General features: G+C 34.6%; 15 protein-coding genes. 14 read left to right on the top strand and 1 reads right to left on the bottom strand.

The window, feature by feature from the left end; genetic code table 11:
- Positions 1-238: 238 nt before the first annotated feature.
- The 8 genes from topA to C245_RS0112745 all read left to right on the top strand — a co-directional run bounded on the left by topA (position 239) and on the right by C245_RS0112745 (position 11,276).
- Positions 239-2,773, top strand: coding sequence for a type I DNA topoisomerase (gene topA, locus C245_RS0112780; RefSeq protein WP_017496994.1), 2,535 nt, complete (start codon positions 239-241; stop codon positions 2,771-2,773).
- 3 nt (positions 2,774-2,776) lie between these two features.
- Positions 2,777-3,928 (top strand): formimidoylglutamase, encoded by a 1,152-nt coding sequence (locus C245_RS0112775; protein WP_017496993.1) that lies wholly within the window; start codon positions 2,777-2,779, stop codon positions 3,926-3,928.
- A gap of 262 nt (positions 3,929-4,190) precedes the next feature.
- On the top strand, positions 4,191-5,594 hold the full coding sequence (gene gldK, locus C245_RS0112770) for a gliding motility lipoprotein GldK (protein ID WP_026110043.1): 1,404 nt from the start codon (positions 4,191-4,193) through the stop codon (positions 5,592-5,594).
- A gap of 76 nt (positions 5,595-5,670) precedes the next feature.
- Positions 5,671-6,318 carry a gliding motility protein GldL gene (gene gldL / locus C245_RS0112765; protein ID WP_017496991.1) on the top strand — a complete coding sequence of 216 codons (648 nt, stop codon included), beginning with the start codon at positions 5,671-5,673 and terminating at the stop codon, positions 6,316-6,318.
- A 51-nt stretch (positions 6,319-6,369) separates the two neighbouring features.
- Positions 6,370-7,911, top strand: coding sequence for a gliding motility protein GldM (gene gldM, locus C245_RS0112760; protein ID WP_017496990.1), 1,542 nt, complete (start codon positions 6,370-6,372; stop codon positions 7,909-7,911).
- A gap of 43 nt (positions 7,912-7,954) precedes the next feature.
- A complete protein-coding gene (gene gldN, locus C245_RS0112755; protein WP_017496989.1) occupies positions 7,955-8,944 on the top strand; it encodes a gliding motility protein GldN in 990 nt (329 codons plus the stop codon).
- Between the two features lie 217 nt (positions 8,945-9,161).
- Positions 9,162-10,154: a gliding motility protein GldN gene (gldN, locus tag C245_RS0112750; protein WP_017496988.1), complete on the top strand. Its 993-nt coding sequence runs from the start codon at positions 9,162-9,164 to the stop codon at positions 10,152-10,154.
- Positions 10,155-10,226: 72 nt separating this feature from the next.
- The gene (locus C245_RS0112745) at positions 10,227-11,276 is read left to right on the top strand and encodes an FAD-binding oxidoreductase (protein ID WP_017496987.1); all 1,050 of its coding nucleotides are present in this window, start codon (positions 10,227-10,229) and stop codon (positions 11,274-11,276) included.
- Between the two features lie 2 nt (positions 11,277-11,278).
- Here the strand turns inward: C245_RS0112745 and C245_RS0112740 are convergent, their stop codons facing one another.
- Positions 11,279-11,662 carry a DUF983 domain-containing protein gene (locus C245_RS0112740; protein WP_017496986.1) on the bottom strand — a complete coding sequence of 128 codons (384 nt, stop codon included), beginning with the start codon at positions 11,660-11,662 and terminating at the stop codon, positions 11,279-11,281.
- 306 nt (positions 11,663-11,968) lie between these two features.
- On the opposite strand from C245_RS0112740, the gene C245_RS0112735 reads away from it, so the two are divergent.
- From C245_RS0112735 to C245_RS0112710, 6 genes are all read left to right on the top strand, one after another.
- Positions 11,969-12,544, top strand: a complete 576-nt coding sequence (locus C245_RS0112735) for a TerD family protein (RefSeq protein ID WP_017496985.1) — start codon at positions 11,969-11,971, stop codon at positions 12,542-12,544.
- Between the two features lie 154 nt (positions 12,545-12,698).
- Entirely contained in the window at positions 12,699-13,364 is a 666-nt protein-coding gene (locus C245_RS0112730) for an HAD family hydrolase (protein ID WP_017496984.1), read from the top strand.
- Between the two features lie 2 nt (positions 13,365-13,366).
- Entirely contained in the window at positions 13,367-14,173 is an 807-nt protein-coding gene (locus C245_RS0112725) for a phosphoribosyltransferase family protein (protein WP_017496983.1), read from the top strand.
- 4 nt (positions 14,174-14,177) lie between these two features.
- Positions 14,178-14,732 (top strand): TerD family protein, encoded by a 555-nt coding sequence (locus tag C245_RS0112720; RefSeq protein ID WP_017496982.1) that lies wholly within the window; start codon positions 14,178-14,180, stop codon positions 14,730-14,732.
- An 8-nt stretch (positions 14,733-14,740) separates the two neighbouring features.
- Positions 14,741-15,349, top strand: a complete 609-nt coding sequence (locus tag C245_RS0112715) for a TerD family protein (RefSeq protein WP_017496981.1) — start codon at positions 14,741-14,743, stop codon at positions 15,347-15,349.
- A gap of 6 nt (positions 15,350-15,355) precedes the next feature.
- Entirely contained in the window at positions 15,356-16,444 is a 1,089-nt protein-coding gene (locus C245_RS0112710; RefSeq protein WP_017496980.1) for a toxic anion resistance protein, read from the top strand.
- The last annotated feature ends 6 nt before the right edge of the window (positions 16,445-16,450 follow it).

The following is a 16,450-nucleotide window of genomic DNA, read 5'->3' as shown; positions in this document are numbered from 1 at the left end:
CAAGATGGCAGAAAAAAGATTTTTGATTTTATAATTCTGTAATCTGTGATCTGAAATCAATAATCTACAATCAACAATCAGTATCTGCAATCCAAAAAGTTATACCTATATATGTATGAAGTGGGATTACAGATAAATCTGCAATTTTAGGAAACATAATACTAAAATAACTCAAAAATGAGTTCGCGGAGTAGATATTTAAAAAAAATAGATACTTTTGTTGCAGAAAAATAGAGCAATGGCAAAGAATTTAGTAATAGTGGAGTCCCCTGCAAAGGCGAAAACGATAGAGAAATTTTTAGGAAGTGATTTTCAGGTAGAGTCAAGTTACGGTCACATAGCGGACTTACCATCAAAGGAAATAGGAGTGGATGTTGAGAATGGTTTTAAGCCTAAATATGAAGTCTCTTCGGATAAAAAAGCCCTGGTAAGCAAGCTGAAAACACTATCTAAGAATGCCGATATGGTTTGGTTAGCGAGCGATGAGGACCGCGAGGGGGAGGCTATTTCTTGGCACCTGGCGGAAGAATTGAAACTGGATACTAAAAAAACCAAAAGAATTGTTTTTCACGAAATTACAAAGACTGCGATTCTTAAAGCAATCGACAATCCAAGAGAAATAGATTACAATCTGGTAAACGCACAACAGGCACGTCGTGTTTTGGATCGTTTAGTAGGTTACGAATTATCTCCGGTATTGTGGAGAAAAATTAAAGGAGGTTTGTCTGCCGGTCGTGTACAATCTGTTTCTGTTCGTTTGATTGTGGAGCGTGAGCGCGAGATTCAGAACTTTAATGCAGTGGCAACTTACTCCATTGTTGCAGAATTTGTAAATGAGGCAGGGAAAGCTTTTAAAGCAAAATTGCCAAAGAATTTTAATACTAAAAAAGAAGCCGAAGATTTTTTAAATAAAAATATCGGATCTCAATATCAGGTAGCCGATTTAGAAACGAAGCCTACCAAGAAATCACCAACAGCACCTTTTACCACTTCGACCCTGCAACAGGAAGCGGCGAGAAAATTGTATTTGCCAGTTGGAATTACCATGCAGTTAGCACAACGTTTGTACGAGGCCGGATTGATTACCTATATGAGAACGGATAGTGTGAATCTTTCTGCGGAGGCTATGAGTGCTGCTGAAGCTGAAATTATAAAATCATACGGGAAAGAATTTTCTAAACCGAGAACTTTTGCCAACAAAAATAAAGGAGCTCAGGAAGCGCACGAGGCAATCCGTCCTACCGATATGTCTCGTCATACGGTGAACATCGACCGCGATCAGGCTCGTTTGTATGATTTGATCTGGAAAAGAACCCTGGCTTCGCAAATGAGTGATGCACAATTGGAAAGAACCAATGTAAAAATCGAAGCAAACAATCACGATGAGATTTTTACAGCTTCAGGAGAAGTTTTACTTTTTGAAGGATTTTTAAAAGTGTACTTAGAAGGACATGATGATGATGAGGAAGAACAAGAGGGAATGTTGCCTGCTTTAAAAGTAAACGAAAAATTAGCAAACAATTATATTACAGCAACCGAAAGGTATTCAAGACCTCCGGCGCGTTATACAGAGGCTTCTCTGGTGAAGAAATTAGAAGAATTAGGAATCGGTCGTCCGTCTACCTATGCACCAACAATTTCTACTATTATCAACAGAAACTATGTTGAGAAAGGAACTCTGGAAGGACAGGAGCGTAATTACACGCAACTGACCTTGCAAAATAGTAAAGTGGGAGAGAAGCTGTTAAAAGAAAATACAGGTTCCGACAAAGGGAAACTGGTTCCAACAGATATCGGAACAATCGTTACTGATTTCTTGGTGAAGAACTTTGGAAATATTCTGGACTATAACTTTACCGCAAAAGTAGAACAGGATTTTGATGAAATTGCCGAAGGAAATATTGACTGGGCAACCATGATGCAGGAATTCTACAATAAATTCCATCCAAATGTAAAAGAAGTTGAGGCAAATGCTGAACGTGAAAGCGGAGAGAGAATTTTAGGAAAAGATGCTGACGGAAGACAAGTTTCAGTTCGTTTAGGAAAATTTGGACCAATGGCTCAAATTGGAGAAGCGGACGATGAAGATAAAAAATTCGCCAGTTTAATGGCTGATCAAAATATCGGAAGTATTACACTGGAAGATGCTTTGAATTTGTTTTTACTTCCTAAAAGCTTAGGAGAATACAAAGGAGAAGAAGTGGAAGTGAATAACGGTCGTTACGGTCCATACGTACGTCATGGAAGTGTTTTTATTTCGTTGCCAAGAGGAGAAGATCCTTTAAGTGTTTCAAAAGAAAGAGCGCAGGAACTGATCGATGAAAAAGCACTTGCAGACGCACCAATTGCAACGTATAAAGGCGAACCGGTTCAAAAAGGAGTGGGACGTTTTGGTCCGTTCATTAAATGGAATGGCCTTTTTGTGAACGTAAGCAAGAAGTATAATTTTGATAATTTATCGCAGGCAGATGTTGAAGAATTAATTGAAGATAAATTACAGAAGAATATTGATAAAGTGCTTCACAACTGGGAAGAAGAAGGAATTTTGGTTGAAAAGGCACGTTGGGGGCGCTCTGTAATCACAAAAGGAAAAATCAAAATTGAACTGAGTAAAGAGGTTGATGCTACGAAATTAACATTGGAAGAAGTTCAGGAAATGATTGCCAAGAAAACACCGGCTAAGAAAACACCGGCTAAAAAAGCTGCAACCACAAAGAAAGCTACAACTGCAAAAAAAGCACCTGCTAAAAAACCAGCTGCAAAAAAGAAATAAAGAATGGAGTTTGATTTTTTAGAGCCACTTAACGACGGGATTTTAAAATTTATTAGTTCGTTGTCTTCGCAGGAGTTGGGAAGTAAGATAGTTTTGCATACTGAGGATCAGTTTCCGGATATCAGTAAAATCAATATTGCGATTATTGGTGTTTTAGAAGATCGTCGTAATGAAGATTCAATTAACATTGTTAATCTGAATGCCGTTCGTAAAAAACTTTATGGTATGTTTCCGGGAAACTGGGATGCTTCGGTTGCTGATTTGGGAGATATTCTCGCAGGAAATTCTGTAGAAGATACTTATTTTGCTTTAAAGCGAGTGACATCTACTTTAATTAAGAACAAAGTAATTCCTATAGTTCTTGGGGGTTCACAGGATTTAACCTATGCGTTATATCGTGCGTATGACGATTTAGAGCAAATGGTGAATATGGTTGCGGTGGATAATAAGTTTGATTTTGGTAAAGAGAATGAAACGGTTTCGGCTAATTCTTATTTAACCAAAATTATTATCGACGAGCCTAATAATCTTTTTAATTACTGCAACATTGGTTATCAGACTTACTATAATTCACAAGAAGAAATTGATCTGATTGAAAAATTGTTTTTTGATGCCTATCGTTTAGGGGAAATCTCCAATAAAATTGCATTGGCGGAACCGGTTTTTAGAGATGCTGATTTGGTTAGTATCGATTTGAACTCGGTAAAATCTTCAGCTTCAGGAAATATGGTTTCGTTTGAACCAAACGGTTTCAATGGAAAAGAAATATGTTCACTGGCAAGGTATGCCGGAATAAGTGATAAAGTTTCCAGTTTTGGAATTTTTAATCACAATAGTACAGCGCCTGAAGCTGGTATCATTGCGCAAATAGTATGGTATTTTATCGAAGGATATCATTACAGATCGAAGGAGTATCCTTTTGGTAGTAGAGCAACGTACTTGAAATATATTGTTCCTCTTGAAGAGGAAGAATTGATCTTTTATAAAAGTGATAAAACAGACCGTTGGTGGATTGAAATTCCGTTTGAATCAAACGGTCACAATAAATTAAAGAGAAATACGTTATTACCGTGTTCTTACGACGAGTATCTGAGTGCTTGTAATCAGGAATTGCCTGAAAGATGGTGGAAAGCACAACGAAAAAATGCTTTGTAAAATGAAATTTTAGCAGAAATTTTATTTTTTCTGGATTTTTGAAATAGTGTTAAATAGTATTAGTAAGACAAGTCGTACAGTAACTGATAAATAACGTCTTACGTCGATTTTTTGTGTTAGTTTATCGATGAAATATTTTTTTTTATTTTATTTAACATTATTTTTGACCGATAAAATAAATTTCGCAACTAGTATTGTTTTTTAGATAAATAATAAATACGTTTACGGACTTATAATAATGAATAGATAATCCCAAATTTATATGAAGAAGTTTATTGCATTTGCAACAATGTTAACACTGGTAATTGGCTGTGGTAAGTCAGGTGACAAAGGTGAGTTGGTAGGTGTTACAGGAGGTAAATGGCATCCTGAGAAGCCTTATGGAATGACATTAGTTCCCGGTGGATCTTTTATTATGGGTAAATCAGATGCTGATTTAGCTAATGTGGAGGATGCTCCTACTAGAACGGTGACAGTTCGTTCATTTTATATGGATGAAACAGAGATTACCAATAGTGAGTACCGTCAATTTGTAGAGTGGGTAAAAGACTCTACAATGAGAGTTCGTTTGGCTATTTTAGCTGATGAAACAGGTCAAAAACCTGCAGGTGATTCTAAAGGTAAAAAAGGCGGAAGTATTGCTGATTTTGCATTTAATGATTCAGATCCGGAAAAAATGACTGCATATGATAAATATATGTATGATAACTACTACAGTGTAGGAACAAAAGATGATCCTTATGCAGGTAGAAAATTAAACAAAAAAGTAAAGTTAATTAAAGATACAAAAGCTTACCCGGATGAGTATTATACTGAGGTAATGGATTCTATGTATTTGCCAATTGAAGAGTCTTATAATGGTTTAAGAACAATTGATGTAAACAAATTGAAATTCCGTTATTCTTGGATGGATATTCAGGCTGCAGCGAAAGCTAAAGTTGGAAAAAGAAAAGACTTCGTTAAAACGGAACAAGTAAGTGTTTATCCTGATACAACAGTTTGGATTAAAGATTTTGCTTATTCTTACAATGAGCCAATGCATAACGATTACTTCTGGCATAAAGCTTATGGAGATTATCCTGTAGTGGGTGTAACCTGGAAACAGGCAAAAGCATTCTGTGCATGGAGAACTTTGAACAAAAACGGTTATATCAAATCTAAGAAAAAAGGACGTGACTTAGTAAATGCTTTCAGATTGCCAACAGAGGCAGAGTGGGAGTATGCTGCAAGAGGAGGTCTGGAATCAGCTACTTACCCTTGGGGAGGTCCTTATACGAAAAGCGACAGAGGTTGTTTCTTAGCAAACTTCAAACCAAGCAGAGGAGATTATGCTGCCGACGAAGCATTATACACTGTTGAAGCTAAATCTTATGAAGTTAACGGTTATGGTTTATACAACATGGCAGGAAACGTTTCAGAGTGGACTGATTCAGCTTATAACCCAAATGCATACGAGTATGTTTCTACAATGAACCCTAACGTAATTGACGGAAACAATCAAAGAAAAGTAGTTCGTGGAGGTTCTTGGAAAGACGTTGCTTATTTCCTACAGGTAAGTACACGTGACCACGAATATGCTGATTCTGCGAGAAGTTATATTGGTTTCAGAACTGTACAAGATTACATGGGAACTCAATCAACTGGAGGCGGTAAGAAGAAAAAGTAATCATTTAATTAATTAAAATCAAATAAGTAAACCAAATCAACAAATCTATTTTAAATTAAAACCTAAAAAAAGTATTATGGCATTATTAAGTAAAAAAGCAATGAATTTCGCTTATGGTATGGGAGCGGCAGTAGTAATTATTGGAGCATTATTCAAAATTACTCACTTTGAGATTGGACCATTAACAGGGACTGTTATGTTATCGATTGGATTGGTAACTGAGGCGTTAATCTTTGCTCTTTCTGCTTTCGAACCAGTTGAAGACGAATTAGACTGGACTCTTGTTTACCCTGAATTAGCGAATGGTCAGGCTAGAAAAAAAGCTGACAAAGTTGAGGCACCATCTGACGCCCAAGGATTATTGTCTCAAAAATTAGATGCAATGTTGAGAGATGCTAAAATTGACGGAGAGTTAATGGCTAGCTTAGGAAACAGCATCAAAAACTTCGAAGGAGCTGCTAAAGCTATTTCTCCAACAGTTGATTCAATTGCAGGACAAAAGAAATATGCTGAAGAAATGTCTATGGCTGCTGCACAAATGGAATCATTAAACAGTTTATACAAAGTTCAATTAGAAAGTGCTTCTAGAAATGCACAAGCAAACAGCGAAATTGCTGAAAATGCTTCTAAATTAAAAGAACAAATGCAATCTATGACTGCAAACATTGCTTCATTAAACAGTGTTTACGGTGGTATGCTTTCTGCAATGAGTAACAAAGGATAATTAGTTTTTGACTATTATATTAAATTTATTAATAAGAACTAATTAGAAAAAATGGCAGGAGGAAAATTAACCCCTAGACAGAAGATGATTAACCTGATGTATCTGGTTTTCATCGCAATGTTAGCAATGAACGTATCAAAAGAAGTTATATCTGCTTTTGGTTTGATGAATGAAAAATTTGAAGATGCAAATACTTCTTCAGTTACTACAAATGCTGGTTTATTGACAGCTTTAGATCAGAAAGCTGCTGAAGCAAAAGGAGAATTCGCTATCGCTGCGGGAACTGCTCATAAAGTTGAAGCAATTACAAAAGATTTTTATAGTTTTATTGGAGGTCTGAAAACTCAGGCTGTAAAAGGATTTGAAGTAGATAAAGAAACTGGAAAAATGCCTTATGAGTCTATGGACAGAGGTGATAACATCGACGATTGGTTTACAGGAGACGGTTACACTAAAAAAGGAAATGAAATTATCGCTAAAATCGAGAAATACAAATCAGATATTAAAGCTGCTTTAGGTACAGATAAAAAATATGCTGATATTATTGCAGAGGTAGAGAAAAAATTTAATGTTTCTGATGTAAAAAACAAAGAAGGTATAAAAGAAAAATACTTAGCATATCACTTCAAAGGATTTCCAGCAATTGCTTCAGCTGCAAAACTTTCAGCTTGGCAAAATGATGTTCAAAAACTTGAAGCTGACGTTTACAACCGTGCTTTAGGAAAAGCGGCTGTTGCTGCTGCTTCTTACAGCAATTATCAAGCGATTGTTGTTTTAGACAAAAACGCTTACTTCCAAGGAGAAAAAGTTACTGGTAAGGTAGTTTTAGGTCGTTATGACGAAAACACAAAACCAACTTCATTCCAAGGTCCTGGACAAATCGTTAACGGACAAGCGGTTATTTCCTTAACTGCAGGAGGTGTTGGAGAGCAAAATATTAATGGACAATTTACATTCTTAGAAGACGGTAAAAACATTCCACTTAAATTTGCCGGAAAATATGTTGTAGTACCAAGACCAAACTCTGCTACAATTTCTGCTGATAAAATGAACGTAGTATATAGAGGAGTTGTGAATCCAATCTCTGTATCGTTCGCTGGTGTTGATGCAAACAAAATTGTTGCAAGTGCTCCAGGATTAGTATCTGCTGGAAAACCTGGAAAATATAACATGAACCCGGGTTCAGGTACTGAAGCTACTATTTCTGTTACTGGTACATTGCCAAACGGAGATAAAGTTACAGATAAGAAAACATTTAGAATTAAAGGTATTCCTGGACCAACTGGTACAATTAGAGGAGAAATGGGTGTTGTTAAAGGACCTAAATCTAACTTAGAAATTGCTACAATTGGTGCTAAATTACTTGATTTCGATTTCGAAGTTGGTTTAGATGTTGTTGGATTTAATTTAAAAATTGCAGGACAACCTACAGTGGTTGTTAATGGTAACAGATTAAATGCACAATGTAAATCAGTTCTTGCAAGAGCTGGTAAAGGAGACCAGGTTACTATTTCTGAAATTAAAACTAAACTTGTTGGAGCTGGTAGTTATTTATTGCCAAGAACTGCTCCGGTAATTTACGAAATACAATAATATAGTAGGTAAAACTACTTCAATATCTTATAATGATATCATGATGAAAGTAAGAAATTTTTTAATAGCTATTGTTTCTATCGCTGGAGGATTTTCTTCCTATGCGCAATCGAATTTGCTTAATGCAAAAACACCGGCTCAGATAGGTCTTAAGACTCCTGCGCAACTTATTTCTGATAACGATAAGCCTTTAGCTTATGGTTATGTAGATGATAGAGATATCTTAATGGGAAAAACTACTTGGGAGATCATTGATTTAAATGAAAAAATCAATTTTCCAATGTACTTTCCGGTTGATACGGCTAATATTGGTTCTGACAGACGTTCACTTTATGATGTTTTGACGAAAGCTGTTAAAAGCGGCAAAATAACTGAAGTATACAGCGACAGTTATTTCAATACTAAAAAATCTTTGAAAGATATTCAGGGTGCATTATCACGTATTGACACAACAGATGCAGGTAGAGAATTAATCAACCAATATCCGGACGACTACAAAACACGTGTTGTGAAGAAAAAAGTTGTAACTGGTACTGGTAAGAAAAAAGTAGTTTCTTATGTTGATGAAACTGTTGGTCCAACAAGAACGGTGCCAGCTGAGTATATCCTGAAACAAGACTTAACTGCTGCAGATGTTACACAATATAAAATTAAAGGATACTGGTATTTTGACAAACGTCAAAGCGAATTAAAATATCGTTTGCTTGGAATTTGTCCAGTAACTCCGGATGTTTACACAATGAATAGTGACGAAAAAGATTATATTGAGTTGTTTTGGGTTTTCTTCCCTAACGCCAGAGAGGCGCTACACGAAGCAAAAGCATTCAACGATAATAACTCTGCGCTTCCAATTTCATTCGATCAGATTTTAAATTCAAGACGTTTTAATGCGGTTGTTTATAAAGAAGAAAACTTGTACGGAGATCGTGAGATTAAAGATTACATGAAAGACAACGCACAAAACCAATTGTTAGAATCTGAAAGAGTAAAAGAGAAGATTCGTAACTTTGAGCAAGATATGTGGAACTACTAAGTATCTGAATAACAATATGTCAAAAACTCTTACTACATTTGTAGTAAGAGTTTTTTTTGCTCATTATCTTGAGAATCAGTTTAAATGGTGAATTTGTTGAGCTTTTTAGGTTTGATTCGGGTAGAGTAGTTGTTATTGTGGTGTTTCTTTATGTTGTGTGAGAAACACGACAATAAATGCCATGTGTTTACGTTCAATAGATTTTAATTGTCTCATTATGAAAGTAAGAAAGTTTTTAATCGTTATTGTTGGAGTTATTGGAAGTTTTAGTTCTATTATGGCGCAATCAAATTTGCTGAATGCAAAAACGGCAAATCAGATCGGGATAAAGAATCCTGCTCAGTTACGTGCTGACAATGATAAGCCATTGGCTTACGGTTATGTTGACGACAGGGATATTTTAATGGGAAAAACAACCTGGGAGATTGTTGATTTGAATGAAAAAATCAATTTTCCATTGTATTTTCCGGTGGATACTGCCAATATTGGTTCGGATAGACGTTCTCTTTATGATGTTTTGATCAGAGGAATAAAAGCAGGAAGAATCACGGAAGTGTATGCCGACAGCTACTTTAATACTAAAAAATCACTTAAAGATATTCAGGGCGGATTATCACGTATCGATACGACTGATGCCGGAAGGGAATTAATCAATCAATACCCGGACGACTACAAAACACGGGTGGTGAAGAAAAAAGTAGTTACAGGTACAGGTAAGAAAAAAGTAGTTACTTATGTTGACGAAACAGTTGGCCCGACCAGAACGGTACCTGCTGAGTACATTTTAAAACAAGATTTAACGGCGGCAGATGTTACTCAGTATAAATTGAAAGGATACTGGTATTTTGACAAACGTGAGAGTGAATTGAAATACCGATTACTCGGAATTTGTCCTGTGACACCCGATGTTTATACCATGAATAGTGATGAGAAAGATTATATTGAACTGTTTTGGGTTTTCTTTCCCAATGCAAGAGAAGTGTTGAACGAAGCAAAAGCATTTAACGATAGTAATTCGGCACACCCAATTTCATTCGATCAGATTTTAAATTCGAGACGTTTTAATTCGATTATCTATAAAGAAGAAAATGTATATGGAGATCGTGAAATTAAGGATTACATGAAAGATAATGCACAAAAACAGCTGTTGGAATCTGAAAGAGTAAAAGAGAAGATCCGTAACTTCGAACAGGATATGTGGAGCTACTAAGAAATTAGTAACATTATACCAAAAACTCTTATTACATTTGTGGTAAGAGTTTTTTATTTTACCTTTTTACACATGTTGGATTATATAATTGTCGGATCTGGATTGGCTGGAATTTCATTTGCTGAAATTGCGTTTAAAAACAATAAATCTATAGTAGTTATAAATGATGAATCGCAAAATTCATCAAGAGTTGCGGGAGGATTGTACAATCCTGTAATTTTAAAACGCTTTAGTGAGGTTTGGAAAGCAGAAGAACAGTTGTCCTTAATGGACGAATTCTATGAGACCATCGAAGGTAAGCTGAAAACGAAGGTGAATTTTAAGCTTCCTATTTTAAGAAAATTTTTCTCTATAGAAGAACAAAACAATTGGTTCTCAGCTTCGGATAAACCACTTCTGGCACCATTTCTTTCTACCAAATTAATCTTTAAAAAATACAATGGTATCGATTCTCCGTTTGATTATGGTGAGGTTTTACATACCGGTTATGTCGATACGGCTTTATTGTTGGATAAATACCACGAGTATTTACTTCAAAACAAATTATTGCTTCAGGAGTCGTTTGATTATGCTAAACTGATTATTGAGGAAGATTTTGTTCAGTATAAAGAATATCAGGCTAAGCATATTATTTTTGCAGAAGGTTTCGGATTACATGCCAATCCGTTTTTTCAGGATTTGCCATTAGATGGGACTAAAGGGGAGCTTTTTGTTATCAAAGCACCTGATCTGGATCTGGATGTAATTGTGAATACCAGCGTCTTTATTTTGCCTTTAGAAAACGATTTGTTTAAAGTGGGAGCAACCTACAATTGGAAAGACAAAACAGATACGCCAACGGAAGAAGGAAGAACAGAGTTAATCGATCGTATAGAGGAAATAATCAATTGTCGTTTTGAAGTTGTTTCGCATTTTGGTGGGGTGAGACCAACGGTACGCGATCGTAGACCAATTATTGGTACACACAATCAATACAGTTCACTACATCTTTTAAACGGATTAGGGACGCGCGGTGTAATGCTGGGTCCGGCTATGGCCAAAGATTTATATGAGTATATCGAAGACCAAAAACCTTTAGATCCAACAATTGATATTCATCGTTTCTACAAGAAAAGAAAATAGCTTTATTTCGATCCCGCTTCTGGATCATAAGAAACAAACATGTTAATGTAAAGGTTTCTCGAAAGTCTTAAGACAAATGGGAATAATAGAATCAACGTTGCAACAATGATCAGAAAAGACTCCTCGACTGACGTTTTGAAAAATACAAACGAAACGATAAAAGCCGCAATTCCGACTGCAACATTTAAACCATAACTAACATACATAGCACCATAAAAAAACGATGGTTCTATCTGGTATTTTAATCCACAGTGACTACAATTTTCGTTCATTTTTAGCACCTTAGTCAAATGAAGCGGATTTCGGTCTGAATACATACTTTCTTTCTGGCATCTCGGGCAGCTTCCTGTTAGTATACTGTTTAGTTTGGATCCTTTTTTTAACATGATGATAATTCAGTTATTTGTTGAAGTTATAGAGAATCATTTTTTGCTTTTAGAGTAAAACCTTTTGATTCTGAAAAAAATATTTAAAAATTTATCTTACAAAGATGAGTTGAACAAATATACCATTTTAGTTTGTAATTTTTGCACAAACGAAGCTATGACTTATTATGACTGCCTGATGAGTTTTTTTAAATAACAAAACTCAATTTGTTAATAAATATTTCTGCTTTTACGGGAACCCTCATTTTTACTTAGCTTGCTTTTCGTATCATTGTATGGTTTAATTTTTTTTAAAAGGATATTTTAATGGCAATAAATTTACAGAAAGGACAAAAAATTGATATTGGTTTATCAAGAATTACTATCGGATTAGGCTGGGATCCAAATGAAGGAACAGGGCATGATTTTGATTTGGATGCTTCGGCTATAATGATCAATTCTGATCGCAAGCTTCTTGGCGAAAATTACTTTGTTTTTTATAATAATCTTGCCTCTCCGGATGGAGCATTAGAACACACTGGAGATGATCCAACAGGTGGTAACAGTGATGGTGATGATGACGAGGCAATTAAGGTTGATTTGAGTAAAATTTCTCCCGAAGTTAAAGAAATCCTTTTTGTGGTTACCATAGAAGACTTTGAAAGAAGAAAACAAAATTTTGGACAGGTAAGAAATTCATATATCCGAATTGTAGACGATGCCACAGGTCAGGAAATTGCCAAATATGAATTAGACGAAGATTTTTCTATTGAGACCGGTGTCGAGTTTGGAAGATTGTACAAACGAAATGAGCAATGGAAGTTTGAGGCTTCCGGAATTGGCTACAGAGCCGATTTAGGATTCTTTTTAGAAAAATATTATTCAGGAGAAATAATTAAATAGGTCTGATCTTTTAATGTTAATCGGGTTAAGGATATTGTTCTTTGCCTTGATTTATAAAGATGTTCTTAGAAGCTAACCGCCATCAATAGGAAGTAAGTTAATTAGTAAATTATAGTAAGACAGGTATTTCTGTACATATTTTAAAAGCATTCATTTGGAAATAAATTACAAAAAACACACCCATATTTCTTTCGATTTATGGCTGACATTAATAAAATCCAATCCGGAGTTTAAGAAGAAGAGAAATTTATTGTTTAAAAATTTCTTTGAAGTTGATTGTACGATCGATAAAGTAAATGAAGTAGTGAGATACTATGATGTTTTGTGCAATAATATTAACGAAAAAACAGGATTGAATATTGATACGTATGAAATTTATTATTTAATTTTAAGCGCACTCGAAGTTGATATTAATAAATTCGAAACAAGTAAGTTAAGTCAGTTTTATGAAGAAACAGATTCTTTGTTTATGAACTATAAGCCGGAGTTAATTTTTCCGGATACTAAGAAATTGTTTCAGGAAATAACAAATGAAGATAAGACTATTAATATCCTGAGTAATACAGCTTTTATCAAAGGCAGAACCTTAAAAAAACTATTGGCGTATTATGAATTGACAGATTTTTTTAAATTTCAGATTTATTCTGACGAAGTTGGATTTTCGAAACCAAACAATGAAATTTTTCAATTGGTTTTTGATGAGATTAACACCTTTAAAAGTACGGAAAAAAAACAAATATTACACGTCGGAGATAATAGTGTTGCAGATTACAATGGAGCAATTAATTTCGGATTTGATGCTCATTTATTAAAAATATAAAAGTGAATAAAAGTTACAGCTTACATAAGATAGTGGACAAAGATAACTGTCCGTTTAAGGAACAAGAATACAGTAAATTTAAATTTGGTGACAAATCATTTGCAGAGAAGTTTGCAAAGGAATTGTTTGAAGGTTTCGTGTCAGAATTTGGAGAATTGTTGTTGTCGGAACAAGAAATTGTTATTCTGCCGAGCCCATTCTTATCCATACCAACAGCCTCGAATTTTTTGTGTTCTTATTTTAAAAAAGAGCTGAATAGTTTTTTATTCAAAAATGGTAAAAAGACCAGTATAGAATCTAAAATTTACAGAAACCAAACCTATGTTACAGATTACGGAAATTTAGATTTTGATGAAAGGGTAAAGCTAATCTCGAACGATACCTACTATATCGATCGTAATTTTATAGACGGAAAGCTTTGCATTTTTGTTGATGATATTAAAATTACCGGCAGTCACGAACATACCGTGAATAAAATTCTAAATCAATACAATGTAAATGGAGATTTTGTTTTTGTGTATTTCGCAGAATTAGTGAATAAAGACATTCATCCTAAAATTGAAAATCATTATAACTACTATGCTGTTAAAAATGTTGAAGATATTGTTGACATTATAAACAGTCCTTCTTTTCAATATAATACCAGAATCGTCAAATTTATTTTAAGTTTAAATGAAGAGCAGTTTAGGTATTTAGCAGAAAATATTTCAATCGAAAAAACGAATGACTTATTTCATCTGGCAATAAGCAATAATTATCATCAGATTCTAGAGTATAAATCAAACATTAATGTAATAAAAATAGATTAAAACTATGGCTATCAATTTACAAAAAGGACAACGTGAAAACATAAATGCACCTAAATTTACCATTGGTTTAGGATGGGATACAAACAGCAGCAGTACAGGATCAGGTTTTGATCTTGATGCGTCGGTATTTATTTTGGGAGATAACAGAAAAATTATATCAGATTCTCATTTTGTTTTCTACAACAATCTAACCTCACCTGACGATGCAGTAATACATACAGGTGATAATTTAACCGGAGACGGTGACGGAGATGATGAGCAGGTAAAAATTGATTTGACTAAAATCAATTCAGCAGTAAAAGAAATTTGTGTTGTTGTAACCATCCATGATGCTGAAAACAGAAAACAGAATTTTGGTCAGGTGAGAAACTCTTTCATTCGTATTGTAGATGACAGCAATAACAGTGAAATGGTTAAATATGAGTTAGAAGAAGATTTCTCAATAGAAACGGCAGTAGAGTTTGGGAGAATTTACAACAAAGACGGGCAATGGAAATTTGAAGCTATTGGCGTTGGAATGAAAGGCGGGTTAGAGGATTATTTAAATAAATACAATTAAAAAAAGATATGGCAATTAATTTAGAAAAAGGGCAACGTATCAATCTTGAAAAAAGTAACGGTACTAAATTACAAAATATTTGTGTTGGTGTAAACTGGGGAGCAATTGAAAAGAAAGGGCTTTTCGGTACCAAAAAAGAAGCAGTAGATTTAGATGCAAGCTGCGCCATTTATGACGATAAGAAAAATCATATTGATTCTGTAAATTTTAGAAAATTAATATCAAACGATCGTGCGATCAAGCACAGTGGTGATGATTTAACGGGAGATTTAAATGGAGATGACGGTTTGGATAATGAAGTAATTACTTTAGACTTTTCGCAATTATCACCGGCTGCAAATCACGTTGCATTTTTTATAAATAGTTTCAGAGGTCAGGATTTTAAAGACATTCCTTTCGCATCTATCAGAATTTACGAAGGAACTCCAACAAGAGTAAGTCAGGAATTTGCCCGTTATGATGTTGCAAATGATGCTTCTTTTGCAGGAAATGTTTCTATGGTTTTGGGTGTTTTTTACAAAAGAAACGGAGATTGGAAATTTAGTGCAATTGGAACACCAACAAATGATAAAAAGTTGGAACAAACTATAGTTACCATTCAACAAAACCATCTATAAAAAGTTATGTCAGAAAATCAATTAGTTACTCAAGAGAATACCGCATTGATTGATAAGGATGGAAATGTAAACTTAGCTTCAATTTCTGAAACGGAAGTTAATAGTTACAAATCGATTTCGAATCAGTTGAATGAAAATGATACTAATTCAATCTTGAATTATGGAGCCGAAATCCAGAATTCAATTGCGAAGCAAAGTGATACTTTTTTAACCAATGTTAGAACTTATAATTCAGGTGAAGTTGGTACGTTGATAAATGACTTGCTTACAGAGTTAAATTATGTTGATGTAGATCAGTTAGATCAGGGACCGTTTAAACGTTTCCTGTCTAAAATTCCGATTCTGAACAAATTAGTAACCGATGTAAAGAAATTATTCCAGCAATACGATAAAATTACTGTAAATATCGATAAGATCAGTAATAAGGTAAAGGCAGGAATGATCAATTCGGTAAAAGATAACAGTGCTCTTCAAACCATGTTTGACGGAAATGTGAATCTTATCAAAGAGATGGAAAAACACATTATTGCGGGACAAATTCGATTTAAAGAATTGGGTGAAGAACTTGCTGTAATGGAAGGAAATCCGGCTCAATACCAGGATTATCAAATTTCAGATAAAAGGAACTTTATTAATCGTCTGGACAAACGTCTGGCCGATATGAAAATTGTTCGCTTTATTATGCTGCAGTCTTTGGCACAAATTCGTGTGGTACAAAACAACAATACTTCAATTGCCGAAAAAGCACAATCGATTCTAACTACAACCATGCCGGTTTGGAAGAATCAATTAACGCTTGCGGTTGCTTTACAAAGACAAAAACAAAATATCGAAGTACAACGAAGAGTATCTGAAACAACCAATACCATTTTGCAGAAAAATGCTGAAATGTTAAAACAAAACAGTATTGAAGTAGCAAAAGAAAATGAAAATACAGTTGTATCTCTTGAGACTTTAAAAATGACAACAAAATCATTGATTGATACGTTGACAGAAGTAAAACAAATTCACGATCAGGGTACTGAAACCAGAAGACAGCTTGATGCCGGATTACAAAGTCTTGAGGTTGAACTAAAAAAAGGAGTGATAAGCTAATTGAAC

Source organism: Flavobacterium sp. WG21 (genome assembly GCF_000335775.1).
Taxonomy (GTDB): Bacteria; Bacteroidota; Bacteroidia; order Flavobacteriales; family Flavobacteriaceae; genus Flavobacterium; species Flavobacterium tructae.
Note: the sequence above shows the minus strand (reverse complement) of the source record. Positions and strands in the feature narration are given on the sequence as shown.

Excerpts from the sequence above, each read along its gene's own strand:
- C245_RS0112715 (WP_017496981.1), top strand. The coding sequence starts at position 14,741 with ATGGCAATTAATTTAGAAAAAGGGCAACGTATCAATCTTGAAAAAAGT.
- gldM (WP_017496990.1), top strand. The coding sequence starts at position 6,370 with ATGGCAGGAGGAAAATTAACCCCTAGACAGAAGATGATTAACCTGATG.
- gldL (WP_017496991.1), top strand. The coding sequence starts at position 5,671 with ATGGCATTATTAAGTAAAAAAGCAATGAATTTCGCTTATGGTATGGGA.
- C245_RS0112740 (WP_017496986.1), bottom strand. The coding sequence starts at position 11,662 with ATGTTAAAAAAAGGATCCAAACTAAACAGTATACTAACAGGAAGCTGC.
- C245_RS0112720 (WP_017496982.1), top strand. The coding sequence starts at position 14,178 with ATGGCTATCAATTTACAAAAAGGACAACGTGAAAACATAAATGCACCT.
- topA (WP_017496994.1), top strand. The coding sequence starts at position 239 with ATGGCAAAGAATTTAGTAATAGTGGAGTCCCCTGCAAAGGCGAAAACG.
- gldN (WP_017496989.1), top strand. The coding sequence starts at position 7,955 with ATGAAAGTAAGAAATTTTTTAATAGCTATTGTTTCTATCGCTGGAGGA.
- C245_RS0112775 (WP_017496993.1), top strand. The coding sequence starts at position 2,777 with ATGGAGTTTGATTTTTTAGAGCCACTTAACGACGGGATTTTAAAATTT.
- C245_RS0112710 (WP_017496980.1), top strand. The coding sequence starts at position 15,356 with ATGTCAGAAAATCAATTAGTTACTCAAGAGAATACCGCATTGATTGAT.
- C245_RS0112745 (WP_017496987.1), top strand. The coding sequence starts at position 10,227 with ATGTTGGATTATATAATTGTCGGATCTGGATTGGCTGGAATTTCATTT.
- gldN (WP_017496988.1), top strand. The coding sequence starts at position 9,162 with ATGAAAGTAAGAAAGTTTTTAATCGTTATTGTTGGAGTTATTGGAAGT.
- gldK (WP_026110043.1), top strand. The coding sequence starts at position 4,191 with ATGAAGAAGTTTATTGCATTTGCAACAATGTTAACACTGGTAATTGGC.
- C245_RS0112735 (WP_017496985.1), top strand. The coding sequence starts at position 11,969 with ATGGCAATAAATTTACAGAAAGGACAAAAAATTGATATTGGTTTATCA.